This window comes from Mesorhizobium intechi, from assembly GCF_002879535.1.
Taxonomy (GTDB): domain Bacteria; phylum Pseudomonadota; class Alphaproteobacteria; order Rhizobiales; family Rhizobiaceae; genus Mesorhizobium; species Mesorhizobium intechi.
In genome coordinates this window covers 22,832-49,182 of the sequence record NZ_PNOT02000156.1, presented here as the reverse complement: position 1 = coordinate 49,182, position 26,351 = coordinate 22,832, and the positions used below count along the sequence as shown (strand labels likewise).

General features: G+C 65.4%; 25 protein-coding genes and 1 pseudogene. 13 read left to right on the top strand and 13 right to left on the bottom strand.

Annotated features, from left to right (window positions below):
- A partial coding sequence (locus tag C1D09_RS13305) for a 4'-phosphopantetheinyl transferase superfamily protein (RefSeq protein WP_143974756.1) occupies positions 1–339 on the top strand: 339 nt, incomplete at its 5' end.
- 6 nt (positions 340–345) lie between these two features.
- Here the strand turns inward: C1D09_RS13305 and C1D09_RS13300 are convergent.
- The 3 genes from C1D09_RS13300 to C1D09_RS13290 all read right to left on the bottom strand — a co-directional run bounded on the left by C1D09_RS13300 (position 346) and on the right by C1D09_RS13290 (position 2,875).
- Positions 346–1,440, bottom strand: coding sequence for a KamA family radical SAM protein (locus tag C1D09_RS13300; RefSeq protein WP_143974755.1), 1,095 nt, complete (start codon positions 1,438–1,440; stop codon positions 346–348).
- A gap of 344 nt (positions 1,441–1,784) precedes the next feature.
- Positions 1,785–2,681 (bottom strand): NmrA family NAD(P)-binding protein, encoded by an 897-nt coding sequence (locus tag C1D09_RS13295; RefSeq protein ID WP_143974754.1) that lies wholly within the window; start codon positions 2,679–2,681, stop codon positions 1,785–1,787.
- Positions 2,678–2,875, bottom strand: coding sequence for a DUF1127 domain-containing protein (locus tag C1D09_RS13290; RefSeq protein ID WP_143974753.1), 198 nt, complete (start codon positions 2,873–2,875; stop codon positions 2,678–2,680). The genes C1D09_RS13295 and C1D09_RS13290 overlap by 4 nt, the downstream gene beginning before the upstream one ends.
- 216 nt (positions 2,876–3,091) lie before the next feature.
- Between C1D09_RS13290 and C1D09_RS13285 the strand changes: the two genes are divergently transcribed.
- On the top strand, positions 3,092–4,003 hold the full coding sequence (locus C1D09_RS13285; protein ID WP_143974752.1) for a transcriptional regulator GcvA: 912 nt from the start codon (positions 3,092–3,094) through the stop codon (positions 4,001–4,003).
- Between the two features lie 16 nt (positions 4,004–4,019).
- Here C1D09_RS13285 and C1D09_RS13280 read toward each other — a convergent pair whose 3' ends face one another.
- On the bottom strand, positions 4,020–5,060 hold the full coding sequence (locus C1D09_RS13280; RefSeq protein ID WP_246135734.1) for an SDR family oxidoreductase: 1,041 nt from the start codon (positions 5,058–5,060) through the stop codon (positions 4,020–4,022).
- 55 nt (positions 5,061–5,115) lie between these two features.
- On the opposite strand from C1D09_RS13280, the gene C1D09_RS13275 reads away from it, so the two are divergent.
- Together C1D09_RS13275 and C1D09_RS13265 are read left to right on the top strand one after the other, a co-directional pair.
- Positions 5,116–6,111, top strand: a complete 996-nt coding sequence (locus C1D09_RS13275; protein ID WP_425463416.1) for an AraC family transcriptional regulator — start codon at positions 5,116–5,118, stop codon at positions 6,109–6,111.
- Positions 6,112–6,595: 484 nt separating this feature from the next.
- Positions 6,596–7,531 carry a hypothetical protein gene (locus C1D09_RS13265; protein WP_143974749.1) on the top strand — a complete coding sequence of 312 codons (936 nt, stop codon included), beginning with the start codon at positions 6,596–6,598 and terminating at the stop codon, positions 7,529–7,531.
- 101 nt (positions 7,532–7,632) lie between these two features.
- On the opposite strand, the gene C1D09_RS13260 is transcribed toward C1D09_RS13265, so the two are convergent.
- The 4 genes from C1D09_RS13260 to C1D09_RS13240 form a co-directional block, all read right to left on the bottom strand.
- Complete coding sequence (locus C1D09_RS13260) at positions 7,633–8,766, bottom strand: substrate-binding protein (RefSeq protein ID WP_143974748.1); 1,134 nt, start codon at positions 8,764–8,766, stop codon at positions 7,633–7,635.
- 87 nt (positions 8,767–8,853) lie between these two features.
- On the bottom strand, positions 8,854–9,126 hold the full coding sequence (locus C1D09_RS13255; RefSeq protein WP_010910579.1) for a hypothetical protein: 273 nt from the start codon (positions 9,124–9,126) through the stop codon (positions 8,854–8,856).
- A gap of 90 nt (positions 9,127–9,216) precedes the next feature.
- Positions 9,217–10,794 (bottom strand): HD domain-containing phosphohydrolase, encoded by a 1,578-nt coding sequence (locus tag C1D09_RS13250; protein WP_143974747.1) that lies wholly within the window; start codon positions 10,792–10,794, stop codon positions 9,217–9,219.
- A 455-nt stretch (positions 10,795–11,249) separates the two neighbouring features.
- Entirely contained in the window at positions 11,250–12,806 is a 1,557-nt protein-coding gene (locus tag C1D09_RS13240; protein WP_143974746.1) for a serine hydrolase, read from the bottom strand.
- A 175-nt stretch (positions 12,807–12,981) separates the two neighbouring features.
- Between C1D09_RS13240 and C1D09_RS13235 the strand changes: the two genes are divergently transcribed.
- Complete coding sequence (locus C1D09_RS13235) at positions 12,982–14,628, top strand: acyl-CoA synthetase (RefSeq protein ID WP_143974745.1); 1,647 nt, start codon at positions 12,982–12,984, stop codon at positions 14,626–14,628.
- Between the two features lie 69 nt (positions 14,629–14,697).
- Here C1D09_RS13235 and C1D09_RS13230 read toward each other — a convergent pair whose 3' ends face one another.
- Both C1D09_RS13230 and C1D09_RS13225 read right to left on the bottom strand, forming a co-directional pair.
- The gene (locus C1D09_RS13230) at positions 14,698–15,465 is read right to left on the bottom strand and encodes a hypothetical protein (protein ID WP_167514592.1); all 768 of its coding nucleotides are present in this window, start codon (positions 15,463–15,465) and stop codon (positions 14,698–14,700) included.
- Positions 15,466–15,505: 40 nt separating this feature from the next.
- The gene (locus tag C1D09_RS13225; RefSeq protein ID WP_143974743.1) at positions 15,506–16,681 is read right to left on the bottom strand and encodes a coiled-coil domain-containing protein; all 1,176 of its coding nucleotides are present in this window, start codon (positions 16,679–16,681) and stop codon (positions 15,506–15,508) included.
- 283 nt (positions 16,682–16,964) lie between these two features.
- Here C1D09_RS13225 and C1D09_RS33140 point away from each other — a divergent pair, with 283 nt between their 5' ends.
- The gene (locus tag C1D09_RS33140) at positions 16,965–17,120 is read left to right on the top strand and encodes a hypothetical protein (protein ID WP_167514589.1); all 156 of its coding nucleotides are present in this window, start codon (positions 16,965–16,967) and stop codon (positions 17,118–17,120) included.
- 25 nt (positions 17,121–17,145) lie between these two features.
- Here the strand turns inward: C1D09_RS33140 and C1D09_RS34225 are convergent, their stop codons facing one another.
- Both C1D09_RS34225 and C1D09_RS34220 read right to left on the bottom strand, forming a co-directional pair.
- Positions 17,146–17,382 (bottom strand): MerR family DNA-binding protein, encoded by a 237-nt coding sequence (locus C1D09_RS34225; RefSeq protein ID WP_342780226.1) that lies wholly within the window; start codon positions 17,380–17,382, stop codon positions 17,146–17,148.
- A 101-nt stretch (positions 17,383–17,483) separates the two neighbouring features.
- A pseudogene (locus tag C1D09_RS34220) lies at positions 17,484–17,588 on the bottom strand (MerR family DNA-binding transcriptional regulator); the annotation flags it as partial.
- 74 nt (positions 17,589–17,662) lie between these two features.
- On the opposite strand from C1D09_RS34220, the gene C1D09_RS13215 reads away from it, so the two are divergent.
- Positions 17,663–18,211, top strand: coding sequence for a hypothetical protein (locus C1D09_RS13215; RefSeq protein WP_143974742.1), 549 nt, complete (start codon positions 17,663–17,665; stop codon positions 18,209–18,211).
- A 138-nt stretch (positions 18,212–18,349) separates the two neighbouring features.
- Here C1D09_RS13215 and C1D09_RS13210 read toward each other — a convergent pair whose 3' ends face one another.
- Positions 18,350–18,631: a hypothetical protein gene (locus C1D09_RS13210; protein ID WP_246135733.1), complete on the bottom strand. Its 282-nt coding sequence runs from the start codon at positions 18,629–18,631 to the stop codon at positions 18,350–18,352.
- A 345-nt stretch (positions 18,632–18,976) separates the two neighbouring features.
- On the opposite strand from C1D09_RS13210, the gene C1D09_RS13205 reads away from it, so the two are divergent.
- From C1D09_RS13205 to C1D09_RS13180, 6 genes are all read left to right on the top strand, one after another.
- Positions 18,977–19,861, top strand: a complete 885-nt coding sequence (locus tag C1D09_RS13205; protein WP_143974740.1) for a hypothetical protein — start codon at positions 18,977–18,979, stop codon at positions 19,859–19,861.
- 361 nt (positions 19,862–20,222) lie between these two features.
- Positions 20,223–22,109 (top strand): molecular chaperone HtpG, encoded by a 1,887-nt coding sequence (gene htpG / locus C1D09_RS13200; RefSeq protein ID WP_143974739.1) that lies wholly within the window; start codon positions 20,223–20,225, stop codon positions 22,107–22,109.
- Positions 22,110–22,288: 179 nt separating this feature from the next.
- A complete protein-coding gene (locus C1D09_RS13195; protein WP_143974738.1) occupies positions 22,289–23,167 on the top strand; it encodes an ABC transporter permease in 879 nt (292 codons plus the stop codon).
- Positions 23,164–24,003, top strand: a complete 840-nt coding sequence (locus tag C1D09_RS13190; RefSeq protein ID WP_143974737.1) for an ABC transporter permease — start codon at positions 23,164–23,166, stop codon at positions 24,001–24,003. Before C1D09_RS13195 ends, C1D09_RS13190 begins: the two co-directional genes overlap by 4 nt.
- Positions 24,000–25,142 carry an ABC transporter substrate-binding protein gene (locus tag C1D09_RS13185; protein WP_143974736.1) on the top strand — a complete coding sequence of 381 codons (1,143 nt, stop codon included), beginning with the start codon at positions 24,000–24,002 and terminating at the stop codon, positions 25,140–25,142. Before C1D09_RS13190 ends, C1D09_RS13185 begins: the two co-directional genes overlap by 4 nt.
- Positions 25,135–26,304, top strand: coding sequence for an ABC transporter ATP-binding protein (locus C1D09_RS13180; protein WP_143974735.1), 1,170 nt, complete (start codon positions 25,135–25,137; stop codon positions 26,302–26,304). The genes C1D09_RS13185 and C1D09_RS13180 overlap by 8 nt, the downstream gene beginning before the upstream one ends.
- Positions 26,305–26,351: the final 47 nt, after the last annotated feature.

Here is a 26,351-nt window from a genome sequence, read left to right as displayed (position 1 = left end):
GAGATGGCCGTGGCGGCGGTTGCGCCTGTCGGCGGCATCATCTCTGTTGGCATTGACGTCGAGCCCGCCGAGCCCTTGCCGGACAACATTTTCGCGATCGTTGCAATCGGCGCGGATCGGGCCGGCGCGGCGGACCGGCGGCTTGCCGGCCGCATCCTGTTTGCCGCCAAGGAGGCGGTCTACAAGGCAGCCTATCCGCTCGATCGCGAGGTGCTGGGCTACGAGGATATCGCCGTGGACCTCGGTGCAGGCCGCGCGACGACCAAGACCGGCCGCAAGGTCAGCCTCGCCTACTGCGTCGCCCCGCGCGTGGTCGTGTTGGCGTTTGTCGGCGAATAGCGCGGTCTATTCGCCCACAATCTCCCGATAGGTCCTCACCGCGCCGTCCTGGCCGCGTATGCGCCAGGTGTGCTCATTGCGGTCCTCGATGGGACATGGCCCGAGCGGCACCTTGCCGCCGCCTTCCGGCAGGTCGAGCACGTAGACAGGGTTGCAGATGCCCGACAGGCGCGCCCTCAGCGCTTCGACCAGCGCCTGGCCCTGCGCGATCGTGGTGCGCCGGTGCGCCATGCCGCGCGCCAAGTCGCCATGGTGCAGGTAATAGGGTTTTACCCCGAGCCGGTACATCAGCTCGCGGCACAGCTCCTCCAGCACTTCGACCGTGTCGTTGACGCCCTTGAGCAAAACGCTCTGGTTGAGCAGCACGAAGCCCGCCTGCCGCATGGTGCGGCATGCCACCTCGGTCGCGGGCGTGATCTCCCGCGCGTGGTTGAAATGCGTGACGACGGTGACCATCAGCCGGCCCTGCAGGGCAGCGACCAGCTCGGATGTGATGCGCGACGGCAGCGCCACCGGCACCCGCGTGTGGATGCGCAGGAGCCGCACATGCGGGATGGCCTCGATGCGCGCGAAGATTTCGGCCAGGGCCTTGTCGGGCAGCGACAGCGGGTCGCCGCCGGTCAGGATCACTTCGCGGATCTCGGGATGATCGGCGATATAGGCCAGCGCTGGCTCCAGCGCCTCGCGCGTATAGCCGCGGCCGATCGACGTCAGCGATTCCTTGCGGAAGCAGAACCGGCAATAGACCGCGCACTGATAGGTCGGAAACAGCAGCACCCGATCGGCATGGCGATGCGTCAATCGCGGCACCGGGCTGAACGCATGGTCGGCGATCGGATCGCCAAGCTCGCCTTCCGTCTCCCCCAGTTCGTCCGGCGAAGGGATGACCTGCGCGCGGATCGGATCGGCCGGGTCGTTCCAGTCGATCAGGTCGAGATAGGCTTTTGGCGCACGCACCTTGTGCAGCGCGGCGGCAGCTTGAGCGGCTGCGCGCTCGGCCGGCGACAGCGGCAGGCGATCAAGGTCGCGCACATGGCGCACGCCCTGGCGGACATCGTCCTGCCAGTCGGGGGCGCGGGCTGCATCTTTAAGGTCGGTCATCGCGGGTCTCGCAGTGGTCGCGCGGACCTATCTGCCGGATCGGCGGCGCGGTCAACCATCGTCGCGGAGCCAATGCCGCGCCCTGCGGCGCCGGCCCTCTGGCTTGCCGGCCATCTCCCCCGCGAGCGGGGAGATTGGCAGCTTCGCCGCCGGCTCTTCTCTCATACCTTCTTATAGCTTCGGAGATTGGCGAAGGCTGTCGCGCCATCCGACCTCCCCCTTGTGGGGTTGAGGAGTGATCCGCAAACCGTTCGGAAAGCCGATTGCTCAGCTTTGCGAACGGCGAACGGCCGGCAAGCCAGGGGAGCGCCGTATGGCGCCGGCCCCTGCCGTTCAGCGAGCCTTTACCCAGCCAGCTTACCCCTCGCCGCCATGGCCACGAAAGCACTTTCGACCGTCTCGAACCTCAGCTCCGGATAGAGCACACCCGCCTCCGGCGTGTCCGTCTCGTGCGCGGTCTCGCCACGGATCCAGAACGCCCTCAGCAAGCCGAGGCCGGGGACTGCCGCGATCAGCGCCTCCAGCTCCTCCGCGCTCATATTCACGACGCGCGGCGAGCGGCCGCTGATCCGACGCCACAGATCGATCATCTGGCCTTGCGTGATCCTGTTCCGCGCGATGCGGATTTCGCGGCGGACGGCGTTGGGGTCCTCCAGCGCGCGCATGGTGATGGCGGCGATGTCCTTCTCGCTGACGAAGGTCGCCGGCACGGTGCCGTCGCCATAGAGCGTCACCTCGTCGGGAGGCAGGGGTGTCGAACCGAAGCGTGTCAGGTCGCCCAGCGTCGCCACCCAGGTGGAGAAGAAGCCGTTGGTGTAGATCACCGTATAGGGCAGATCTGCCTCCCTCACCGCATCGAACACGGTCCTCTTGATGTCGAGCGGTGCGATCGTGCCGGGTGCGGCAGCGGCAAAGTCAAGGCCGAAGCCGGCGGACGGCACGAAGCGGGAGACGCCGACATCCCTGACGGCGCGAACTAGCGTCGTCTCGCTGGCCGAACCGACATGCACCGAACTGATGACGCGGTCGACCTTGCCGACGGCGCGCACAAGGCTGTCATAATCGTCGAGATCGCCGACATGCACCGTGGCGCCCAATTCCCTGAGCGGCCGCATCCGCTCTTCATTGCCTGAAGTGGCTGCCCGAACCAGGACATGCAAGCTGTCGCCATTGCGCGCGCTCGCCTTGGCCATTTCGCTGCCCAGCAGGCCCGTCGCGCCGATGATCAGGGTGGCGGTCATTGTCCCCTCCCGTTGCCCAGAATTCCATTGCTGGGGATCGAACCGTCCCAGTCGCGCTCCAGGCCGATGTCCTGCAGGCGGCGGTCGGAAAACCGGGAAATCCGGTGCAGCACGCGGCGGCGCTCGAATGCCGCCGTGCCGCGCATGGCAAGGCCGCTCATCGCGGCGCCGATGGCTCCAAAGGTCAAGGTCATTGTCTTCTCCTATCGTCGTCAGGGCGCGAACGTGCCGATGCCGCCCGTCGGGCAAGCATGACGATCGCTCACACGTTTCATTGGCCTTTCAACGCATCAGGGGAACCCGAAGGGTTGATGTCGATGCGCGGTACGCCATGATATTGAGCATTTCCGGACTGGACGACAAACGACTCTTTGTGCAAGATTTGTGAGTAGCGCTCACAGGTCGAGATCATGCCGCGCAGATTGCCGCCCCTCACCGCCCTGCCCGCTTTCGACGCCGCCGCACGGCATCTGAGTTTCTCCAAGGCGGCCGACGAGCTCAACGTCACCCATGGCGCGGTCAGCCGCGCCGTCCGCAACATCGAGGACCGGCTGGGTATACAGCTGTTCGATCGGGGAACGCGATCCGTGCGCCTGACCGCCGTGGGCGCGGCCTATGCGCTCGAGGTCGGCAAGGCGCTCGACCAGATTGCTGCCGCCACCATCGCCGCCACGCCCGACCGCTCGACGCGCATCCTGAACGTCTCGACGTCGGACGGCTTCGCCGGCCGCTGGCTGGTGCCGAGGCTGCATCGCTTCCACCGCGCGAATGCCGATATCGACGTGCGGCTGGCGACCTCGGGCATGCTGGCCGATTTCGTCAGCGACGGCATCGACATCGCCATCCGCTACGGCAAGGGCGGCTATGCCGGCGTGACGGCGGAATTTCTCGCCGACGAGGAGGTCTTCCCGGTCTGCAGCCCGGAACTGCTGCAAGGCGAGCGTCCGCTGCGCCGGCCCGGGGACCTGAGGCACCACAAATTGATCCATGACGCCTTTCGCATCGACTGGGCGACATGGCTGCAAAAGGCCGGTGTCGACGGCATCGACCCCAAGCGCGGCGTGCGCTTCGATTCCGCCACCTTCGCCGTCGAGGCCGCCGTGCATGGCGAAGGCGTGCTGCTCGGCCGCAGCGCGCTGGTCTCCGCCGACCTTGCGGCGGGGCGGCTGGTGCGGCCCTTCGACCTCGCGCTGAAATCGGCGGCCAGCTACTACCTCGTCTATCCGGAAGGCGCGCTGCGCCAGAAGAAGATCAAGGCGTTCCGCGACTGGCTGTTTGCCGAGGTCGCGGCTGACTGGGTCGGGATGCCCGGGAAGAATTGAGGGCGAAGAGACCCGCCTACGCTTTTGGCCAACCAACCAAGGCCAGCCGCAACAAACTCTCGGCCGTGGCGACGATCGCCTCCTCGGCCGGGCGCGGCGTCCAGCCAAGCCGTTGTGTCGCCTTTTCGCTGGTGGCGTCCATCATCACGCCGAGATGCCTGGCCAGCATCCTCGTCGTCGGATCGCCACGCAGCGCCAGCAGGCGGATCACCCAATTGGGAATCTCCCTGGTCGGCACCTTGGCTGCCGCCGCGCCCATCCTGCGCCGCAGCACTTTAGCAACATCCGCCATCCACAGGCTGTGGCCCGAAATGCCGATGAAGCGCTCGCCCTTGGCCGCATGGCTGGTCATCGCCAGCAGGTGCAGGTCGGCCAGGTCGCGCACGTCGACATAGCCTGAGTTGACGCGGGGACAACCGGGCATGCCGTCCATCAGCCGCTTGATCAGCCCGATCGAATGCGAGAAGTCGGCGGCGAGCACCGGGCCGAGCACGGCGACCGGATTGACGACGGAGAGTTCGAGGCCGCCGCCCTCGCGAGCGATGAAATCCCAGGCGGCGCGCTCCGACAGCGTCTTCGATCTCTGGTAAGGCGCGACGGCACCGCTGAGATCGGACCAGTCGGTCTCGTTGAACGGTCGTGTCTGCGGCGCATGACCCATGGCGACAGCGCCGATGGCCGAAGTCAGCACCACGCGTTTTACGCCGGCCTCGCGCGCGGCCTTGAGCACCCGCAGCACGCCGTCGACGGCGGGCCTCACCCAATCCTCCTCGCGCGTCTGGCTGCCGGACGGCGTCGGCGATGCGCCATGCATGACATAGGCGCAGCCGGCGACCGCGTCCGCCCAGCCGACGTCCGCAGTGAGGTCGGCGGCGACGAAGGACAGCCGATCGCCGGGCTCGGCGCCACCTTCCCTGAGCATCGCGCGCACCTCGGCTTCGCGCTCGAGCGAACGCACCGTCGTGCGCAGGCGATAACCGGCGTCGAGCAGCTTCAGCATGCAGTGCGATGCAATGAAGCCTGAGCCCCCGGTCACCAGCACCAGTTCGTCGTTCATGTCAGTCTCCTGATGTTCGTTGGTCATCAGCTAGGCTGAGCAGTTCGGATTGTGAATGCTTGAAAATCCGCATAAGTTGCGCGAAAGTACGAAAATGACCGGCGATCCCTTCTCCGACATCCTTAAATTCACCAGCGCGCAAACCATGGTAACAGGCGGCTTCACCGCCGGCGGGCCATGGGCGCTGCGCTTTCCGGCGCCCGAAAAAATCAAATTCTTCGCCGTGGTGAAGGGCAGTTGCTGGATCCGCCTCGAGGGCGAGGACGAGCCGGTGCATGCGCAAACGGGAGACGTGCTGCTTTTGGCATCGCGGCGCGCCTTCATCCTCGCCAGCGACCTGTGCGTGCCGCCGCTCGACGCCATGGCGGTGTTCTCCGGTTGCAGGATCGCCCAACTCGGCGACGGCAAGGATTTCACGCATATTGGCGGCCACGTGCTGCTCGACCAGGCGAGCGGGCGGCTGCTGGCCGACGTCTTGCCGCCATGGATACACATCCACGCCTCGTCGCCGCAAGCGACGGTCCTACGCTGGATCCTCGAGCAGCTGGTGCACGAGCAGGCGGATGGTCAGCCGGGCGCCAGCCTTGCCTCGGCGCAGCTCGCTCAATTGCTGTTTATCCAGGTGTTGCGGGCGCATCTGCAGACATCGAGCCTGATGCCCGCCGGCTGGCTGCGCGCGCTCGCCGACCCGCGCCTGGCACCGGCGCTGCGGCTGATGCATGGCGACCCCAGCCGCGACTGGCATCTGGAGGAACTCGCCAGGGCCGCCGCCATGTCGCGCACCAGTTTTGCCGCCCATTTCAGGCAGACCGCCGGGGTCGCGCCGCTGACCTACCTGACGCAATGGCGCATGCATCTGGCCGAGCGCGCCTTGCGCGAGGAAGATACCCCGGTGGCGGTGCTTGCGCGCTCCCTTGGCTATACCTCGGAAAGCGCCTTCAGCAATGCCTTCAAGCGCGCTACCGGCACCGCGCCCAAGCGATATCGAACCGCAGGGAAAGCCGAACGGTCGGATGACGCCGAAGCGCGGTCGCTGAGCCTGGTATCCTGAAAAATCAGGAGAGGCGGATGCCCGGGACAGGTGAACAGCGCGGGACTGTCCACCTGTCTCGGGCCTGATGCATGCCCGGAAAAGCGGGCATCGATTTTCAGGGAACTGACATGCCTTGAAAGACCCCGTGCACAGAGTGGACGTTTGGTATCCTCGGCGACCAGTCGTCATATCACGGGTGTCGACCAAGGCTGGCCCTACTCCTTGGCGCGATAGGCTTCCGGGATGACGAATACTTCGTTGGCCCGGCCATGGCCGCCGCCCTCGCCGACGCCGCTGTCGGCGCTCTATCGGCGGAACCGCCAGCTCTCGCCGCCTGCGCGTTTTCCCCGATTGGGCCGCATGCACCTTCACCGATGCCGACCTGTAGGGACGCGGCCATCGTCCGTGTCCAGCATGGGTATCTCGCCGCCATCGACCCCGACGAAACCGTAGGTATTGAAGCAAAATAGCGGTATTCTGCGTCGGGTCTTGGGATAAGCGGATGGATTTCAGCACGGGCCATGGCTACCTCCTCATCGGCGGCCTCATCCTGGTCGGCACCGGGTTGCTCATCCTGTCGCTGATCGTCAATCTTCGCGTTGCCCACAGCGTGCGCAACGACGTGCGCCATCGCGAAAAGCTGCTCGAATATTACCGCAACATCTTTTCACAGCTGGGCGTGATCCTGATCGGCATCGGCGTGTCGCTGTTCATCTTCTTCTTCCAGCAGAACTATCAGGACCAGCGCCGACGCGAGACCGAGCTGCAGCAGGTTCTCGCCAAGCTCGCCGCGCGCATTGCCCGGGGCGCGCCGGTCATGCAGTCGCTGGAAGAATTCGACGAGTTGCTCGATGAAGGCGGGCCCTATCTGAGCCCCCAACTCGGCGGCAAGAACACCGCCGTCAGCGTCCATGGGACAGAGCTCGGCAAACAGGCGGCCAGGATCCTGCTTGTCGAGCGCGACGTCGATCTCGCGGACTTCGAGGTGCTGAACTTGTCGCGCGATTTCGAATCCTCCTTCGTCGTCAACGACCTCGATTCCAGGCTTTGGTTCGACATCGTGCGCGACGAGAGCGAGATCAAATACGCCACCACCCAGCTCGCGCTCGACTACAAGGACCTACGGGACACGATCGGCGGCGATCCGCCAGAGGCAGTGGTCGCCGACCCGGAAAAGGAGCGCCGGGTCAAGCGGGAGGTGCTCGACATCTTCTACGATGCCGATCTGCTGCGCCAGCGCGCCAGGCAGCATCTGGCCCGCGCCTGCTGGCTGTTCAGCCAGGGGCGCGGCTTCGTCGGCGCCGCCCCGGTCAATGCGATCGAGGCCGATGCCAGGTCGCATCAGGAGTGGCTCGATCGGTCGAAACCCTTTCTGACGCAGGCGAAGTCGGGCAACAGCGATTGCTTTACGCTGCTCCGGTACGGCCAGCGGTCATGAGCCGCGAGCAGCGGGCAAGGCCCGCCACTGTGTGACAAGCCAATCGCTGTCAAACACCGGGTTGGCGCCGGAAGCGGACCGTCGGATTCCGGCGCCTCCGGTTACCCCGCTTTGCTTAGCTGGAGTTCGTCGCCAAGCGCGCGCTCTTTGGGATCGATCGAACCCAAATTCTTGACAACCCGGAACCGACCACCCTGCGCCTGCGCGATGTACATGTTCATGCGAACATGGTGCTGGCCGGGGACCATTTCGGCCGGGCCACCCGGTCCCTCGTCGATGCGAGCGTGATCGAGCGCTCGGATGACGGGATCCCGCTCGGCACTGCCCGCTTCCTTCACCGCCGCTTCCCACATCTTGATCGCCCGGTAGTGCCCGGTGCATCCGCTGCCCGCGGTCAGTGTAGCCCCACCCGGGAAGCGTTCACCATAGCGGCGCAACAGCGCACGACCGAACGGCTCGTCGAGTTCCTGGTAGTAGTCGAGGCAGCTGTAGAGGCCTTCAATCTGATCGGACGGCACCAGATTGAAGAAGTTCTCGTCGAAGTAGGTGCAGACGATCTTGCCGCCGCGTTTGCCGAAACCGGCCTTGTGCAGCTCCTCGAGGAATGGCGTCAGGCCCGGCGGGACGATGGTGTTGAAGACCACGTCGGTGCCGCTTGCCATGATCTGTTGCACCGTCCGGCGGAAATCGACGGTGTCCAGCGGAAAATACTCCTCGCCGACGATCTCGCCGCCATTGGCGCGCACCGCCCGGCTCGCCGCCTTGTTCAGCAAATGGGGCCAGATGTAATCGGCCGACGGCAAATAGAACCGCTTCGCGCCGGTGCTGTTCATGAGCCATGGTATCAGCGGCTCGACCTGCTGGGCGGGTACGGGCCCGGTGCAGAAGATAAGGGGATCGTTTTCCTGTCCCTCATACTGCTCTGTATAGATGTAGAGCGTCCTGCCACGGGTGACCGCCTCGCTCTTGATGGCCAGGCGGGTCGAACTGTAGATGCCGCCGACGACCACGTCGACCTTGTCGACGTCGACCAGTTTCGCAGCCTTCGCCTTGGCAACGCTGTCCGTGGTCTCGCCATCCTCGATGACGAGTTCCACCGGCCGGCCGAGGAGGCCGCCATTGGCGTTGATATCGTCGACGAGCATGGTGGTGAGGTTCGCATTTGCGACGCCCATGAAAGACAATGGGCCGGTGAGTTCGGCGATAAGGCCGATCTTGATGGGTTTCGGATCCATTTTGATTTCTCCAAATCTGGGGTTTGGTCCTCTGGCGATTGTCGGCGCGCGCCGCCGGCCGGCGGCAGGCGGCGCTCGGCGCGGGACTCAGGCCTCGTAATGGCCGAGCAGCAGTGCCGCCTGCGGCTTGCCGACATGGCCGGCTTCCTGCAGGATCGCTGGCACCTCCGGGTCGGACACGAAATTCTTCCAGCCCTCGGCGTCCCAGTCGAAGATCGCCCAGACGCGGTCGGGCTCGCTGGGGTCGCGGAAGACGGTTGCGCCGTTCGAGCCGTGCAGCCGGCGCTTGTCGGCGCCCTTGGTCGAAAAGATACGGATGAAGTGGTCGATATCGGCCACTTTGGTCGTTGCGAGCAGCATCTGATTTCCTCCTGTCGGTCGCGGCCACCATTGAACCGTCGACAGGATCAGGATGCGCGCCCCGGATCGGGCGCGCATGGGGTGGATTCCCTATGCCTGCATCTCGCCTGGGCGGACAAGGCCGTGCTCGACCGCGTAGAGCGCGGCCGCGGCACGGGTGGTCACGCCGATCTTGGAATAGACGCTCTGGATATGGTGGTCAGCGGTCTTGGGCGAGATGTCGAGCTTTCGCGCCACTTCCTTGGCCGTAAGTCCCGCGGCGATCAGGCGCAACACCTCGATCTCGCGCGGCGTCATTCCGGCCAGCGCGCGCGGCACGGCCCGCCGCGATGGCTGCCCGGCGAAGGACAAGACGGCCTCTGCGGCGTCCGGACAGATGCAGCCGTCACGAACGGCAGCGCGCAGCTGGGCGGCCGCCGCCTCGCTGGACAGCGCCTTGCGGTGCGGACGTTCCTCTCGCGACGTCTGGAAGGCTTCGGCAGCGGCCAGGATCCTTGCCGCCGGCGAAAGGTCTGAGCCGCCGACCTTGCGGTGATAGCCGGAGCCGTCGAGGCGCTCATGATGGCGAAGCACGAGGGCGGCCATCGCCTCGCCCTCGCGACCGAACGAGGCCAGCGCCCGCTCGCCGTAATAGGCGTGCAGCTGTGCCGCGTCGCGTTCGCGCACCGACAGCGGACCGTTGCGCATCCAGGTCGCCACCGGCACCACCAGTTCGCCAATGTCGTGGATGCAGCCCGACCAGCGCAGCGCGCGCACGTCAGGGTCGGGCAGCCCGATCCGTTTGCCCGCACCCGTGGCCAGTTCCGAGACCATCCTCGAATGGCCCTGCGTAAACGGCATGCGCATGTCGATCATGTCGGCTATGGCCAGGAACGCCTCATCGCAAGCCCCCTCATCCAGCGTCACCGGCGGATCCGGCTCGAGCGCCAGGATGGTCTCGCGGTCGACCGTCGCGCCGATGCCCTCCATCAGGACCGCCGCATTGGCCGAGACGAGCCGGGCCAGACCCGCTTCGTACGGACCATCGCCTCGGCTGGCGACGGTCTCGGCCATCCCGTCGATGCCTACGGCATCGCTGAGCGCAATCGCATCCTGCGCCAATGTGATCAGGCGCACGGCGGGCAGGACATCCTCGCCACTCAGCCCGCGCGGCAGGCCCTTGCCGTCCCAGCGTTCGTAGATCTGCCCGAGATTGCAGCGGATCTCTTCGGACAGGCCAAGCCGCTCGCCGATCCGCTGCGCGACCTCGCAATGCGCCGTGAGCACCGGGCGGGCCACGGCGAGCGCCTGCGACATCGCAGCCTCGACCGCCCTGGCCTGCGCATCAGGTTGGAGATCGTAGTAGAACCGCTTGAACGCCTGTACGAAGACCCTGCCCAGCTCCGCACGATTGCCCATGTCGAGGCCGACGAGATCCTGGCGCAGGGCGATTTCGTCGCCGAAGGTGGCCGACAGAAGGTCCGTGTCGGCATTGCAGCCGACATAGCGCAGCATCGACTGATGGTAGGCGTTGCGCCGAACCTCATCGGAAACGCCCGCAAGCTCGGCGATCCGCATTGCAAGCACGCAGGATTTCAGCGCGAAGTCGCGGGAATGGCCTGTGGCGAGGTCCGAGGCATAGGCCAGGACCATCATGAAGTCCGCACGGCGTATCGAGACTTCTGCCATCGCACCCCCCCAATGACGCCATGCTAGCCCCGTGTGCCGTCAATACCTAGGGGAAAATCTCCGGCCGATTGCCGATCGGCGGCGGTCCCGATCGCCGCCCAACCTGGCAAAAGGCAGAACCGCAATCGACGGCTTGCCGGGCGGTGGTGTGGGCCTGCGTCATACGCTCGCCATCGGCTGGACAGTCCGGTGAAGCGGTAGCCGAGGCGAGGGACAGTGGCGATCCACTCCCCGCCGTCGTCAGCCGGACAGAGAGCCCTTCTGAGCCTCGCGATTTGAACGGCGGGTGGCGTCCTTCCAGCGCTGGCACTGTCGCCCATCGCGATCGTGTTGCGGCGGCGCGACGCAGTGAACCATCGCATCGATCCTTGCGACCGTCCGACATCGGGCAAGCGCCCCCTGGAGCAGCGGCACAAGATCTGCGTCCCGGCGCCGCTCGCTGCCCCTGTCGGCCGCTAATCGGCCACACGCCGCAGCGTGCCCAGATGATTGTCGTCGAGGAAGCCTATGGTTATGGCCGACGCCTTGCCGTCAGGGCCGACGACGAAGCTCACGCCGGTTGGCCTGTCCGGCATCTCCGCGTCCGGGAAGGCCACGAACAGGTCGCCGTCGAAATGCGTCAGGGGATAGGACCGCGCACCGGCCGGGCCGACCTTGAGCACAAGGCCGTCTCCCGCACTGGCCACGGCAGCATCGCCGAAGAAGTCGTTGGCGTAGCGGCCCGCATAGGCACCTGGCGGCCGGGCCGGCCTTGCCGGAGACGGCGGCGTGGCATAGGTGGCCTTGGCCGCATCGACCGCCGGGCCGAACATTCCGGCGTAGATGTCGTCCCATGCGTTGACCCAGTTCTTCTGCACCGCCCCCTCGAAGACGAGGTCGGCGAAACTGTCGGACAATCCCTCCGGCACGCCTGTCGGAAAGGCGTTGGCGATGATGACGATGCCCAGCTTCTCCCGCGGGAAGATCGTCACCAGCGTGCGCGCGCCGACGCTGAAGGCACCGGCATGGCCCCAGCTCAGGCCATGCCGGCCGAATTCAACATTCCAACCGAGGCCATAGAAGGACATGCCGCCGGACACGGGGTTCTTGCCCCGCGCCATCAGCGGCACGTGCGTCTGGTCCAGCGCATCGGCGGCTATCAGCGTCTTGCCGGCATAGACCCCGTCGCCGATGATGAGGCGCACCCATTGCGAGAGATCGCGCGCGGTGGAACTGACGCCGCCCGCGGGCGCCTGCGCATCGGGATCGCGCTCTATCTTGGCGGCCCAGGCGCCGGCGACCTTGACGTGCAGCGCGGCACGATCGGCGTGCTTGACGAAGTCCGAATGACGGGAACTGGTCGAGGCCATGCCAAGCGGACGGTAGAGCTTCTCCTCGGCGATCTCCTCCCAAGGCTTGCCTGTCGGTATTGCGGCCGCGACGGCGCCCTCGGTCAGACCGAAATTGCTGTAGGAGTAGCCGGCACGGAAGCTCGACGATGGCGGCACGAACCGCAGGCGATGCAGGATCTCGGCGCGGTCGTAGCCTATGTCCTCGAGGTCGTCTCCGGCGGTGCCGGGCAGTCCGCTGCGATGCGAAAACAGGTCGCGGACGGTAAGCTGGCTGGTCGGATAGGGATCGGCCAACCGGAAGGCCGGATCAAGGTCGGCGATCTTCGAATCCCAGGACACGATCCCGTCGCTGACCAGCGCCGCCACGACGGTGGCGGAGACCGGCTTGGAGAGCGAGGCGATCTGGAACACCGTGTCGGCGTCGACCGCCTCGGGCTTGCCGGCCTCGCGGTGGCCGAAACCTTTCAGGAAGATCACTTCATCGTCATGCACCACGCCGATGGCGAGACCGGGCACCCCGCCGTCCGCCACGGCGCCTTGGGCAAGCACTTCGAGCTTTGACAGGGCGACAGCGATGCGCTCCGGCGTAATGGTGTCGGCCGACGCAACACGCGGCCAAAGCGCCAGTACGGCGATGCAGACCCAGATTGGCCAGTGGCAGAGGTTCCGTTCCAGCGGCACGATCGAGCCTCCTCTCCTGCATTCACCTGGCTACCATACAGGCCGGTGCAAACGAGGCCAATGCCTGCCGCCCCATGGTCCACCTTCGTCGCAATCGACCGTCACCGCGATTTCAGGCAATCTGACAGATGAAGGCGCGCCATGGGGAGATGGGCCGCCGCCAGGGAGGACCGACATGACCGGCTTGCCACGCTACGAGGACGCCGTTGCGGACTTTCGCGTCGAGGATGAAATCGCCAGGCTTGACGGCGACCCGGCGACCGGCATCAACGCCTATGTCGAATGCTGCGGCCGCCATACCGGCGAAAACCGCCTGGCGCTGCGCGCGATCTCCACGGGCGGCGAACTGCGGCTGTTCAGCTTCGACGACCTCGCCGACATGTCGGGCCGCGTCGCCAACCTGCTCAAGGATGCAGGCGTCAGGCCCGGCGATGTCGTCGCCGGCATGCTGCCGCGCATTTCCGAACTCATAGCGCTGATCCTCGGCACCTGGCGCCTCGGCGCCGTCTACCAGCCATTGTTCACCGCCTTCGGCCCGAAGGCGATCGAGCATCGCCTCGGCTACAGCGGGGCCAAGCTGGTGGTGACCAATCCGGCCAATCGCGGCAAGCTCGACGAGATCGAAAACTGCCCGCCGATCGCCACCATCCTGCGCCCCGGCGATACCTTGCCCCAAGGCGACATCGACTTCCGCGCCGCGCTTGCCTCTGCCTCCCCCGACAGCGAACCCGTCATGCGCAAGGGCGACGACCTGTTCATGATGATGTCGACATCAGGCACGACGGGCCCGCCCAAGGGCGTGCCGGTGCCGCTCGATGCGCTGCTGGCCTTCGGCGTCTACATGCGCGACGCCATCGGGCTGCGCCCCGACGACGTCTTCTGGAACATCGCCGATCCCGGCTGGGCCTATGGCCTCTATTACGCCATCGCAGGCCCGCTGCTGCTCGGCATCGCCACCACCTTCAACGAGGGCGCCTTTAACGCCAGGAACACCTATGACGTCATCGAGCGGCTCGGCGTCACCAGCCTTGCCGGCTCGCCCACCGCCTTCCGGCTGCTGCTCGCCGAAGGGCCTGAAGCCGCCGCCCGCATCAAGGGACGGCTGCGCGTGGTGAGCAGCGCTGGCGAGCCGCTGAACCCGGAAGTGATCCGCTGGTTCGACGCCCATCTCGCCGCGCCCATCCACGACCATTACGGCCAGACCGAAAACGGCATGATGGTCAACAACCACCATGGGCTTTCGCATTCTGTGCGCGCGGGCTCGGCCGGCTTTGCCATGCCGGGCTATCGCGTGGCGGTGCTGGACGAGGCGGGCAACGAGCTCGGCCCTAACCAGCCCGGCATCCTAGCCGTCGACATCGCCAACTCGCCGCTGCGCTGGTTCGACGGCTACCACCAGGCTGAGACGCCGGCGATCGCGGGCGGCTATTACCGCACCGGCGACACGGTGGAATATGAGCCGGACGGCTCGGTGTCCTTCATCGGCCGCGCCGACGATGTCATCACCTCGTCGGGCTACCGCATCGGCCCGTTCGATGTCGAAAGCGCGCTCATCGAACATCCCGCGGTCAACGAGGCGGCGGTGGTCGGCGTGCCCGACCCGCGGCGCACCGAGATCGTCAAGGCCTTCGTCATCCTGGCGCCCGCCTACCGGGGTAGCCCAGAGTTGGCCGAGGAACTGGCGCAACACGTCCGCAAGCGGCTCTCGGCCCACGCCTATCCGCGCGAGATCGATTTCGTCGCCGAATTGCCGAAGACGCCGAGCGGCAAGATCCAGCGGTTCCTGCTGAGGAAGGCGGAGGTGGACAAGCGGCAGGGCTGAAGGGGGCTACAGCGCCGACCCAACTCGGGCGACGCGGGCGGAGCGGCGCGTGCCCTGTCGCGGACCGTTCTATATTGCCGCTATGACCCTGCCCGCCACATCGAGGCGGCAACCGACTTGCGCTTGCCGGACTTCGATGCCACCGCGTCCGGCGTAGTCTATTCGCACCTGGATCGGCGCCGTCAGTGCACCCCCACGTCGACGCAAGGCACCTGCGCTCACCGCGCGGACGCGGACGGCGCCAAGTGGCCTGGCCGCCGACAGGATCGCCGCCTGGCAGGCTTGCACTACCGCGACTGGCGTGCCGGGCTTCGCTTTCAGGGCTTCCAGGGGTGCAAAGGGATATCCCCTGGTGAGGTCGCCCTGACCAACTTTGGAAGGCCTGAGGATGGGCGGCAGGACGATCGATGGCCTGGCGGTCTTGGCAGTGGCGGTCTTGGCAGCGGCCGTCGCGGCAGACCCGGTGCCTGTCGCGGAAGAACCACTGGCTGCCGTGGCGGCCGAACCACCGGAAACGGCCGCCGACCCGTTTCCGGCGGACGGATCGGCGCCCGGGCCGACATCCGCCGAGAGGCCTCCGCCTGTGGTGCCAACGCTGCCGCCGGCACTGACGCCCGCGCTGACTGATCCGCCGCCTGTGCCGACCGAAGCGCCGACATTCGCTCCGCCGACACCACCGACGCTCGCGCCCACCCCTACGGAAACGCCTTGCGAACCGCCGCTCACTCCAGCACCGATCCCGAGACCGCCAACCGTGCCGCCTAAACCTGTGTCAAGAGCCGAGGCAGGCCCGATTGCGATGCCGATCGTCAACGCGGCCGCGAGATATTTCTTCACTGTCTTCCTCCCTGCGCCATGCATTTGGCTCACCTGTCTTTCACTGCGAGAGTGGGCGGGTTGGCAGCAATGCGGGGGGAAGAGAAATCGTTGCCAGCATGACAGGTTGGGCTGAACTTGGACCCTTCACCTTCCGTTTTTTCGGCAAGCCCGGTTTACGGGCTGCGTCCGGACGCGACAGCGCACTCGCGAGCGCGCTCTTGGAAACACCTGCCTTGGGCGCGCGCGCCGCGGCCGCTGTCCGACGTTTCTCCTTGATACTGTCGATCCCAGCGCTGTCGATTTCCTCGCGCGCGGCACTGAGGCTGCGGGCCAGGCCGTTGGCTCTTTCACGCTCCTGGTCCAGCGCCGCGCTCAAATTCATGGAGCTCTGCTTCAACGCCTCGCTTTCCCGACGGGCAATCTCGAGGTCGCGCATGGCTGAATCTGCTCGTTGACGTTCCAGTTCGAGCCCTTTGCGAGCCTGGTTTGAAACGGCGTCGGCCTGTTGTCGGTCCTTTACCGCCTTTGCATGCTCAGCGACGGCCAGATTTGCGCGTGTCTCGAGCGCATCGATGGTCTGACGGGCCGTGGCGAGTTCCTGTTCCAGCAGCCCGATCTTATGGCGCTCCTCATCCAGCGCTTGCTTCGCGGCGTCGTCGGCCTGTTGCCGGTCCTTCACGGCCCTGGCCTGCTCCGCTGCAGACAGATCTGTGCCTGTCGTGAGCGCATCGATGGTCTGACGGGCCGTGGCGAGTTCCTGTTCCAGCAGCCCGACCTTATGGCGCTCCTCATCCAGCGCCTGCTTCGCGGCAGCCCGGGAGGCGTCCGTGGAGGGAAGCGCTTCAGGCATCGCGGCTTTCTTGCTGTCCCAGAGACTGGCTTCCGCCCTGAAATCTTCGATGGCACGCTGCGCCGTCTCCAGATTGAGCGTAAGCGCTTCGTCTGTCTGCTTCTGCGCTTTCAGGGCCTGCGCTTGCCTGGCCAATTCTGCCCGTGCCGCGGCCAGTTCGCGGCGCAATGCCTGCTCATCCTCGCCCGGCAGCGTTTGCGCGCCCCCGATTCCGGCGGCGCTTGGTTGCATCAGGCTCGGTTCCTTGGCGATATCGGTGTGGTCCGAAACCGCGACCGGCGAGCGGCCATTGGCTGCGGTGGTCGCGGACGCTTCGGGTATCGGTTGGCTGTTTGCCGGAGATGCCAACAGCAGAATGAGGATTGACGACACGACCGGCAGCATGGCGTTGCACCCGCTGGCAGATATCCGCTGAAGGACGATCGACGGCCGTCGTCTGGTAAACGTGAAGTCAAAGCGCAGACATTTGGACCTGGTACCCTGCAAATGATTCATCACTTGACCTCACCTGGCGCGACCCTCACCGCGATTGTATTCTCCACTCAATTCGAGCTACGGCTGGATGCCGCGTCACCGGGACGCTACCTCCTATTTCCTTGCTTGTTGTCATTCGAACGAACGAATGCAGCCTTTCCCCGTTCCGTGCGGCAAGGACGGCCCTGTTTGAATGAGCAACAGTGATGGCCACAAGACCTTCTTGCTTGTGATGGCGGCGTGCTCGATCGTCGGCACGCTGGTCGGCGGCCTGCTTGGTGTGGTGCCGAGTTCATTGCGGTTGCCGGCCCTTGCTGGCCGTGAAGGTCTGGGGACGCGGCTAGTCTAATCGATTCCCATGGACGGCTGGACTTTCATCCACAGCAGCCGCCCTTGGCCGGTGCAGCCATATCCTTGAAAATCACGCAGTCTTGCGCAGGGCCGCCAGCGCAGGCGACATTGCAGCGGGTGACAAAGCTCTCCAGCCGTCGTTCGAGCAAGCGCAGTTCGGCGAGTTTCTGGCGAACCTCGTCAAGATGCCCCTGGGCGAGGTCGCGCGTTTCCACGCAATCGCGGTCGGTGCTGATCGAAAGCTCCAGCAGCACGCGCACCTGATCGATACCGAAGCCGAAGTCCCGGCACTGCTTGACGAAGTCAGCCGCCCCAAATCGTCATTGTCATAGGTGCGTTGACCGCCAGCCGTGCGTGGCGGGGGTGGCAATAGACCGATTTCCTCATAGTAGCGGATTGTGGGCGTGCTGACACCGGCGGCCCTGGCGAGCGCCCCGATGGCAAACACGCCGACATTAAGGTTCATCGCAAAACACTCTTGAACCTCAAGTTACTTGAAGGAGTACGCTACCCTCATTCTGGCGCGAAAGGAACATTCTGTTGATGGGTTTTTTCGGAAACCGGGTCGTCCTCGTCCGTTGGACGTCGGCCATGCTGGCGATCTCGGCGATTCTCTTCGCAGCCGCCGTCTTGATGGAAGGTGTCGGGCATCAGGAGCCTGCCGACCTGGCCGCGCACCAAGAAGCAGCCGGGACTCAAGAACAGGGCGGCCATGATGAAGCTGCCGAGAATTCCACGGCGAAGCAAGATGGTGACAGCGGAGCAGTCGGCGAAACGGGCGGTCACGCCGAGCAAACGGTCCTTGGCATTAACCTCGAAACCCCTTGGCTGGTATGGGGGTTCTTCAGCGTTTCGATCGTGCTCGCCGCCGCCGTCCTGAGGTTTGGCAAAGCGACCCTCTTGCTGGCCATTCTGCTGGCTGGGGCTGCGGCAATTCTTGATGGCCGCGAGGTGTTCCTGCAACTCGCTCGGGCCAACGCAAACGTGGCGAGCATGGCGGCGCTGACAGCGCTCGCTCACGCCGCGGTCGTCATCCTGGCCGTGTTCGCCTGGCAGCCCGCTTCCGGTCCGCCTGGCGGGAAATTCTAAGGGGCGACCTCCATCATGGTCACCAGCGATGTCTGCTTTCAGGCGACGACAGGGCTTGCCTCTGCGACCGACAAGGCGCGCATTGCCGCCATTCGAAGCGCAGGCAATCAGAGCCGATCAGGGACAGCTTGGCTGAAATCAGTGCGCCACGCCATCCGAAGCGTGCAGCAGCCTCCAGGTCGAGCCGAGACGGCCGTGGAACTGGGCGGCAAAATGTTCCGCGGCCACGTCCTCTAGGCCGTCATCGACGAGCGCCTCGATGCTTCGCCGCATCAGGGCAAGCTGCATCTGCCTGGCGTGTTCCAAATTGGCCTCTCGCATGATTTCCGTCACGTGGTAGGCGACGACTGGTTGGCCGAGGCACGAGAGCAGCGCGTTGGCCTCGGCCGTTACGGCGGTCACTGCGTCTTCGATCTTCATTCTGGCGATCCTCATCAAGAAATGATGCTGACGCCTCCCCGCAAAGGCGACGGTGGTCCGCCGCTTCTTCTTTGATTGTCGGCCTGCCGCGCGCGACCGAAAGCGGCGCGCCAGGCTTATGATTACTGTCTTGTCCGGCCTCTCGAGCAGCCTCGTTTGGCCTGGAAATAGTATCCGTCAAATTTGATTCAAAGGCGACCGGATAGTTAACTGATGGTTAATGGCAGCACTTGCCATGCCTTCCCCATCAGGATGTTTCGCCTCGGCGTTTTCTGCCGCGCAATAGCCGCAAAGCTGCCCGATGGCTGCCTGGCCTGTTGATCCGCCACGAAGAAAGGTTCTGTCATGCGGTTGGTCTGGACGGTCATGTTTGCCCTGGCGAGCAGCGCTGCCTTCGCCGCCTCGCCGGAGGACGATTATATCGCCGCGCGCGACAAGGCGATTGCCGACATCGCGGCGATGGAGAGCACGAACGCACCGGTGGAGACGCTCGATGCGGCCAATGAGAAGGCCCGCGCCGATCTCGAAAAGCGCCTTTCCGCCCTGCTCGGCCCCTTCACGGTCAAGGATTTTCCGGCGGCCGGCACGATCAACATCGAAAGCCTGAGTTCCTCCGATGTCGGCTTCGGCATGCTGGACGGGCTGCGCCACGGCACCGAGGACGGCCCCAGCATCGTGGCCTCGACACGCGGGCTGGTCGAGCGCTGGTTGCAGTCGCGCGCCGCCGAGACGGACGCCGATCTCAAACTGCCGACGAGCTTCGACGCGGCGCTCAAGCTTGATGCCTTCTACACCCAGGCCATCGGCAGCGACGCGGCCTTCACCAGCACGCTCGACTTTGCGCTGAAGAAGCCTGATGGCGCCGACATGGCGATCGCCCGCCTCGGCGGCTGGGCACAGGATATCGGACCGAACTCCGACCAGGAGGTCGTCGTCACGGTCGTCAAGGGCAACAGCGTCCTGATCGCCGAGGCGCCCGCGACACCGCCCGTGCCAAAGATCGCGGCCTGCGACGCCGCGTGGACCGCCGCCGACGCCGCCGCCCAGAAACTCGCCAAGCAGGCCACTGACGACAGCGACGAAAACACATCCGATGCCGCCAACGCCGCCTGGACGAAAGGCGACAACGACTTCCGCGCCTGCATGGGCAAGAGCCTGCCGGACACCCCCGCCTACCCCGCCCTGCTCGCCCAGGCGCAGGCGCTGGCGGATCACATGGCGGGGAAGTAGGGAATAGTTGGAAAGTTGGCGCCGCCCCTCACGTGCCTGCCGGCATCCTCTCCCCGTATAGTGACGGGGAGAGCGACGGCTCGTCGCCACTTTCGCCAATCGCCAACGTTGCCTGGAAGGCGCCCGCCATGCGGCCAGCCCCTTCTCCCCGTTGCTAAACGGGGAGAAGTGCCCGGCAGGGCGATGAGGGGCAGCGCCGACATCGATGATTGGCACCTCTTGCTACCCTCGCTTCCAATCACAATATCTCCGGCGCGCTGGCCTTGCTGAACACAGTTGCCAGCACCGCAAAAAATGGTTGAAAGGAAGCCCTGAACGCGCCCCGGCGCGGCGGGCGGATGAACAGCGTGGGAAAACTGGAATGACGACTGACACAAAAGCGACGGAAACCAGGGCATTCGAGGCCGATGTCTCGCGGCTGCTGCACATGATGGTGCACTCGGTCTATTCCGATAAGGACGTGTTCCTGCGCGAACTGATTTCCAACGCCGCCGACGCTTGCGAGAAGCTGCGTTTCGAGGCCGTCAGCCGCCCCGAACTGCTGGGCGACGATCCCAGGCCGCGCATCGCGATTTCGGCTGACGCCGACAACAAGGAGATCACCGTCGAGGACAATGGCATCGGCATGAGCCGCGACGACATGGCCGAGGCCCTGGGCACGATCGCCCGCTCGGGCACGCGCGCTTTCATCGAGCGCGTCGGCACAGGCACGGAGGACACGCAGCTCATCGGCCAGTTCGGCGTCGGCTTCTACTCGGCCTTCATGGTGGCCGACCGCGTCGATGTCGTCAGCCGCCTGGCCGGAAGCGAAGAAGCCTGGCGCTGGTCCTCGGACGGCAAGGGCTCCTACGAAATTGCCCCTGCCCCGCTGGAGGCCGCGCCGAAGCGCGGCACCCGCGTCGTGCTGCATCTGATGGATGACGCCGTTTCCTACACCGGTTCCCACCGGCTCGAACAGCTGGCCAAGTCGCAGTCCGGCCATGTGCCGGTGCCGATCACGCTCATCGAAAAGCCCGGCGCCGAGGCGCGCGACATTGCCGATGGCACCGCACTCTGGGTGCGACCGAAGAGCGAGATCAAGCCCGAGGAATACACCGATTTCTATCGCGGCGTCGCCGGCCAGTATGACGAGCCGGCCGCCACCATCCATTTCCGCGCCGAGGGCCGGCAGGAATACTCCGTGCTCGCCTTCGTGCCGGGCTCGCGGCCGTTCGATCTGTTCGACCAGGACCGCAAGGGCCGCATGAAGCTTTATGTGCGCCGCGTCTTCATCACCGACGATGCCGACCTTCTGCCGCGCTATCTGCGCTTCGTGCGCGGGCTGGTCGATTCCGCCGACCTGCCGCTCAACGTCTCGCGCGAGATGATCCAGGAAAGCCCGCTGCTCGCTTCGATCCGCAAGGGGCTGACCAACCGCGTGCTCGGCGACCTCGCCAAGCTGGCGGAGAACGAAGCCGAGGCCTATGCCAGGATCTGGGACAATTTCGGCGTTGTGCTGAAGGAAGGGCTCTACGAGGATTACGAACGACGCGAGCAATTGCTGAAGCTCGCCCGCTTCCGCTCGACCGCCTCGGGCGAAGGCTGGCGCGGCCTTGCCGACTATGTCGCGGCGATGAAGGAAGGCCAGAAAGCGATCTTCTTCATGGCCGGCGACGACCGCGCGCGGCTCGAAGCCTCGCCGCAGCTCGAAGGGTTCAAGGCGCGCGGCATCGAGGTGCTGCTCTTGACCGACCCGGTCGACAGTTTCTGGGTGACGATGGCGCCGGAGTTCGAAGGCAAGCTGTTCCAGTCGGTAACGCAAGGCGTCGCCGAACTGTCCGACATCCCGCTGCTCGACAATGCGAAGAACCCGGACGCGGCGGCAACGCCGGAGGTCGACGGCTTCCTGGCCTTCGTCAAATCAGCGCTTGGCGATGCCGTCTCGGATGTGAAGGCCTCCGACCGCCTGACCGAGAGCGCGGTCTGCCTGGTCGCTCCGGAGCATGGCCCCGACCGGCAGTTCGAGCGGCTGATGAACGCCGCCGGCCGTCTCGACAAGGCGGCCAGGCCCATCCTCGAAATCAACCCGCGCCACGAGCGCGTGCTGGCGCTCGCCGGCCTCGGCGAGGAGGACCAGGCGTTCAAGGACGACGCGGCCCACCTTCTCTACGACGAGGCGCGCGTGCTCGACGGCGACAAGCCCGCCGACGCCAGGGCGTTCTCGGAGCGTCTGGCCCGGCTGATCGCACGCGGCATCGCGAAGGGCTGAGCTTCGCCTACCGGAGCCGCCGCGATGCCGTCCGCCGACACGGTTTCGGCGTCCATCGCCGCCGGCGACGCGCCCGATGTCCGCTGGCTCAATCGCCTGGTGTAGACATCGGGCCTCCAATCACCCAATCTCGGCACCGGGAACAAACAGGCGCTTCGAAGAAAGCGCACCGGGTGCTCATGAAACGACGATGGACATTGTACGATCCACGGCTGGCATGGCTGCTGGTCGCACCAGTGCTCCTGCTGCTGATCTTCTTCCTGGTGCTGCCCATCGCCGTGATGGCCGCCTATACCTTCTTCACCTTCGTCACCGCCGGCGTGGAAACCAGCGCGCTGACGACGGCGAATTGGCACGAATTCCTGACCGACAGCTATTATGCCGGCTTCCTTTTGAAGACGCTGCGGGTCGGCGCCATCACCGCGCTGCTTTGCGGCGTGCTCGGCTATTTCCCGGCTTATTTCATCTGGGCGACGACCTTCAAGCACAAATGGGTGCTGCTTCTCCTGCTTATCGTGCCGTTCTGGATAAGCTTCACCATCCGCACCTTTTCGTGGATCAACATCCTGGGCGAACAGGGCGTCATCAATGTCGCGCTGCTGAAAATGGGCATCATCAGCGAGCCGCTGCCGATGCTCTACAATGAGGGCGCGGTCATCCTGGGCATGCTGCACTTCCTGCTGCCCTACATGATCCTCAACGTCTATGTCAGCCTCGAGGGCATCGACCGCACCCTGATTTCGGCCGCGCGCTCGATGGGCTGCACCAGCGCGCAGGCGTTCCGGGAGGTCACGCTTCCGCTTTCGCTGCCCGGCCTGGCGGCAGGCCTGCTGCTCTGCTTCGTGCTGGCCGCGGGCAGCTATGTGACGCCGCAGCTGCTCGGCTCCGGTCGCGACGCGCTGTTCGGCAATCTGATCTACGACACCATCATGGGCGAACTGAACTGGCCGATGGGCGCCACGCTTTCGATCGTGCTGTTCCTCGTGCTCGGCTCCTTCGCCGCCATCTACACACGCTTCATGGGCATGTCGCAGATCGTCAAGGGACTGGGTGGATGAAGGCGCGGCGCAAGGAGGAAGGCAGATGGGCCTGGCGGCTGACCGGCTTCGTCACGGTCTGCGTCTACATCTTCATGTTCGCGCCGATCGTGGCGACGGTGGTCCTGTCGTTCAACGCCTCGATGTTCGGCGGCTTCCCGATGACCGGCTTCAGCCTGCAATGGTACGGCAAGCTGATGGCCAACGAACAAGTGCTGGCCGCCTTCCGCACGTCGCTGTGGATCGCGCTGGTCACCGCCGCCGTCACCACGGCCATAGGCGTCGTCACGTCGTTTGCGCTGGTGCGCTTCGAATTCCGCGGCAAGCAGGCGCTGAGCACGCTGGTGATCCTACCGGCGCTGGTGCCGGAGACCATCCTGGGCGTCGGCCTTCTGGTGCTGATCAAGGCGGTCGACCAGCCGCGCACCATGCTTCTCCTGGTGCTCGGCCATATCCTGCTCGCCGTGCCCTATGTGGTGCTGATCACCCAGGCCCGCATGGTCGGCATCCGCCGCGTCTATGAGGAGGCGGCGCTCTCGCTCGGCGCTTCGCGCTTTTCATCCTTCCGCGAGATCACGCTGCCGCTGCTCATCCCCGCCGTCGTCGGCGGCGCGCTGCTCGCCTTCACCATCTCGTTCGACAACACGTCGGCCAGCCTGTTCTGGCGGCCGGCGGGCGTCGAGACCATGCCCACCCAGATCCTTTCGATGCTCAAGATTTCGATCAGCCCGGAGATCAACGCGCTCGGCACCGTGATGATCCTGGTAACCGTCGGCATCCCGCTGCTTGGCGGCCTGATCCTGCAAAGCCTGACCAGATTGAAACGACGCGACGAACCAAAGGAGGAAGCACGATGAAATTGTCCAACGGCAAGCGGCTTGAACGGCTGCACGATAGGTATCAAAACGGCGATCTCAGCCGCCGCACTTTCCTGACGCTGACCGCCGCCGCCGCGGCCGCGGTCGGCCTCGACATGCCGTGGATGCGGCAGGCGCTCGCTGCGGTCGAGGAGGTGCGCTTCGACGGCTGGGGCGGCACCGTCCAGGACGCGATCGACAAATACGCCTTCAAGCCCTACACGGCCAAGACCAAGATCAAGGTGGTCCAGGGCACGTTCGGCGACGAGGACGAGATCATCACCAAGATCAAGACCGCCAAACCCGGCGACTACCAGGTCATCCATTCCTCGGGCGTCAACTACTACATCAAATATGTGAATGGCGGCCTGACCTCGGAGATCAACGAGGCCAACATTCCCAACATGGCGAATGTGCTGCAGCCGATGATCGATCCGTTCCGCAAGCTGACGCCCAAGCTCTCGGCCGTGCCTTACGACTACGGCACGACCGGCATCGCCTACAACACCAAGGTGATCTCGCCCGAGGAAGCCAAGGAAAAGGGGGCCGGCCTCCTGCTCGACAAGAAATATGCCGGCAAGGTCGGCGGCTATCAAGACATGACCACGCGTGTCTGGTACGCCGCGCTCGCCACCGGACAGGACCCCAACAACCTCAAGGACATGGACGCGATCTGGGCCAAGGTGCGCGAGACGCGCGACCTTGCCAAGAAGTTCTGGAGCTCCGGCGCCGAACTGATGGACCTGCTTTCCAAGGGCGAGATCGTGGTAACCGACGCATGGTCGGGCCGCGTCGCCGCCTTGCAGGACCAAGGCCATCCCATCGGCTATCTCGACCCGGCCGGTTCCTACGCCTGGATGGAGGACATGCTGATCCTGAAAGGCTCGCCCATGGCCGAGTGCGAGGAGTTGATCAACTTCATGCTCGACCCGGCGACCTCGATCGCCGTGGCCGAGGGCCAGAGCTATCCGCCGTCGCTCGATCCGACAAAGGTCAAGCTCACCGAGAAGATCGAGAAGCTGCCGGCCTTCGACAAGACCGGTACGATGAAGTCGCTGACCTTCGCCGACCCGATCTACTGGGCGACCAACGAGGATGCCTGGACCAAGCAGTGGAACAGGATCTCGAAAGGTGCCTGACAGAAACGACCTTTCAGAAGTGCCCCGGCCGGAAGCGGCCGGGGTGGCAAGGAGCGCAGCCGCACCGGGCGGCGCCGGGACCGGCCAGCCGGCGGTCGAGTTCCGCGATATCGACATCGCCTATGGCAAGTTCGTCGCCGTGCGCGATTTCTCGCTTTCCATCGCCAGGGGAAGCTTCGTCACGTTGCTCGGGCCTTCGGGCTGCGGCAAGACGACGATCCTGCGCTCCATCGCCGGCCTCGTCGACATTTCGGGCGGCCAGATCATGATCGACGGGCGCCGGGTCGACGACGTGCCTATCTACAAGCGCAATATCGGTCTGGTCTTCCAGAGCTACGCGCTGTTCCCGCACAAGAACGTCTTCGACAATGTCGCCTTCGGCCTGAAGTACCGCGACGTGCCGAAGCCCGAGATCGCCCGCAGGGTCGGCAAGGCGCTCGAAATGGTGCGGCTGCCGGGCAGCGAGAAGAAGCTGCCGTCGCAGCTGTCGGGCGGGCAGCAGCAGCGCATCGCGCTCGCCCGCGCCATCGTTTTCGAACCGCAGGTGCTGCTGCTCGACGAGCCGCTGTCGGCGCTGGACGCCAATATGCGCGAGGAGATGCGCGTCGAGATCAAGAAGATCCAGAAAGAAACCGGCATCACCGCCATCTTCGTCACCCACGACCAGGAGGAAGCCCTCTCCATGTCGGATCGCATCGTGGTGATGAACGCCGGCGCGGTCGAGCAGATCGGAACCCCGCAGGAGGTCTATGAGACGCCCGCCACGGCCTTCGTCGCCGACTTTCTCGGCAAGGCCAACATGCTGGCCGGGACCGTGAGCCGGTCCGGCCAGGCAATAGCGGTGACGCTTGCCGCCGGCCAGACGGTCGAGGTGGCCTGTCCGAGGCCGCTTGCGCAGGGCAGCAAGGTCACTGTCGTGGTGCGGCCGCAGAAGCTGTCGGTCGGCACGGCGGCCAGCGCCAACAGGCTGTCCGGCCGTGTCGTCTCGGCCTCGTATCTGGGCGGCAGCGCCATCTACGAGATCGATATCGGCGGCAAGACCAGCATCCGCGCCAACGCCCCGATCACCGGCCGCGTCCTGCGCGAAGGCGAGGCGATCGACCTCGGTTTCGATCCCGAAGGCTGCGTTCTGCTGGACGAGGACGGTCGGCGGATTTCGTGACGCCTGTCGCCGGAGGGACAGCCCGGCCCGGACACCGCCTAGCGGCC

Coding starts and splice junctions, on each gene's coding strand:
- C1D09_RS13285 (WP_143974752.1), top strand. CDS start 3,092: ATGCCGCGCAGATTGCCGCCCCTCACCGCCCTGCCCGCTTTCGACGCC.
- C1D09_RS13185 (WP_143974736.1), top strand. CDS start 24,000: ATGAAATTGTCCAACGGCAAGCGGCTTGAACGGCTGCACGATAGGTAT.
- C1D09_RS13260 (WP_143974748.1), bottom strand. CDS start 8,766: ATGGATCCGAAACCCATCAAGATCGGCCTTATCGCCGAACTCACCGGC.
- C1D09_RS13265 (WP_143974749.1), top strand. CDS start 6,596: ATGGATTTCAGCACGGGCCATGGCTACCTCCTCATCGGCGGCCTCATC.
- C1D09_RS13205 (WP_143974740.1), top strand. CDS start 18,977: ATGCGGTTGGTCTGGACGGTCATGTTTGCCCTGGCGAGCAGCGCTGCC.
- C1D09_RS13295 (WP_143974754.1), bottom strand. CDS start 2,681: ATGACCGCCACCCTGATCATCGGCGCGACGGGCCTGCTGGGCAGCGAA.
- C1D09_RS13275 (WP_425463416.1), top strand. CDS start 5,116: ATGCTTGAAAATCCGCATAAGTTGCGCGAAAGTACGAAAATGACCGGC.
- C1D09_RS13300 (WP_143974755.1), bottom strand. CDS start 1,440: ATGACCGACCTTAAAGATGCAGCCCGCGCCCCCGACTGGCAGGACGAT.
- C1D09_RS13235 (WP_143974745.1), top strand. CDS start 12,982: ATGACCGGCTTGCCACGCTACGAGGACGCCGTTGCGGACTTTCGCGTC.
- C1D09_RS13290 (WP_143974753.1), bottom strand. CDS start 2,875: ATGACCTTGACCTTTGGAGCCATCGGCGCCGCGATGAGCGGCCTTGCC.
- C1D09_RS33140 (WP_167514589.1), top strand. CDS start 16,965: ATGAGCAACAGTGATGGCCACAAGACCTTCTTGCTTGTGATGGCGGCG.
- htpG (WP_143974739.1), top strand. CDS start 20,223: ATGACGACTGACACAAAAGCGACGGAAACCAGGGCATTCGAGGCCGAT.
- C1D09_RS13250 (WP_143974747.1), bottom strand. CDS start 10,794: ATGGCAGAAGTCTCGATACGCCGTGCGGACTTCATGATGGTCCTGGCC.
- C1D09_RS13225 (WP_143974743.1), bottom strand. CDS start 16,681: ATGCTGCCGGTCGTGTCGTCAATCCTCATTCTGCTGTTGGCATCTCCG.
- C1D09_RS13255 (WP_010910579.1), bottom strand. CDS start 9,126: ATGCTGCTCGCAACGACCAAAGTGGCCGATATCGACCACTTCATCCGT.
- C1D09_RS13210 (WP_246135733.1), bottom strand. CDS start 18,631: ATGAAGATCGAAGACGCAGTGACCGCCGTAACGGCCGAGGCCAACGCG.
- C1D09_RS13195 (WP_143974738.1), top strand. CDS start 22,289: ATGAAACGACGATGGACATTGTACGATCCACGGCTGGCATGGCTGCTG.
- C1D09_RS13190 (WP_143974737.1), top strand. CDS start 23,164: ATGAAGGCGCGGCGCAAGGAGGAAGGCAGATGGGCCTGGCGGCTGACC.
- C1D09_RS13280 (WP_246135734.1), bottom strand. CDS start 5,060: ATGAACGACGAACTGGTGCTGGTGACCGGGGGCTCAGGCTTCATTGCA.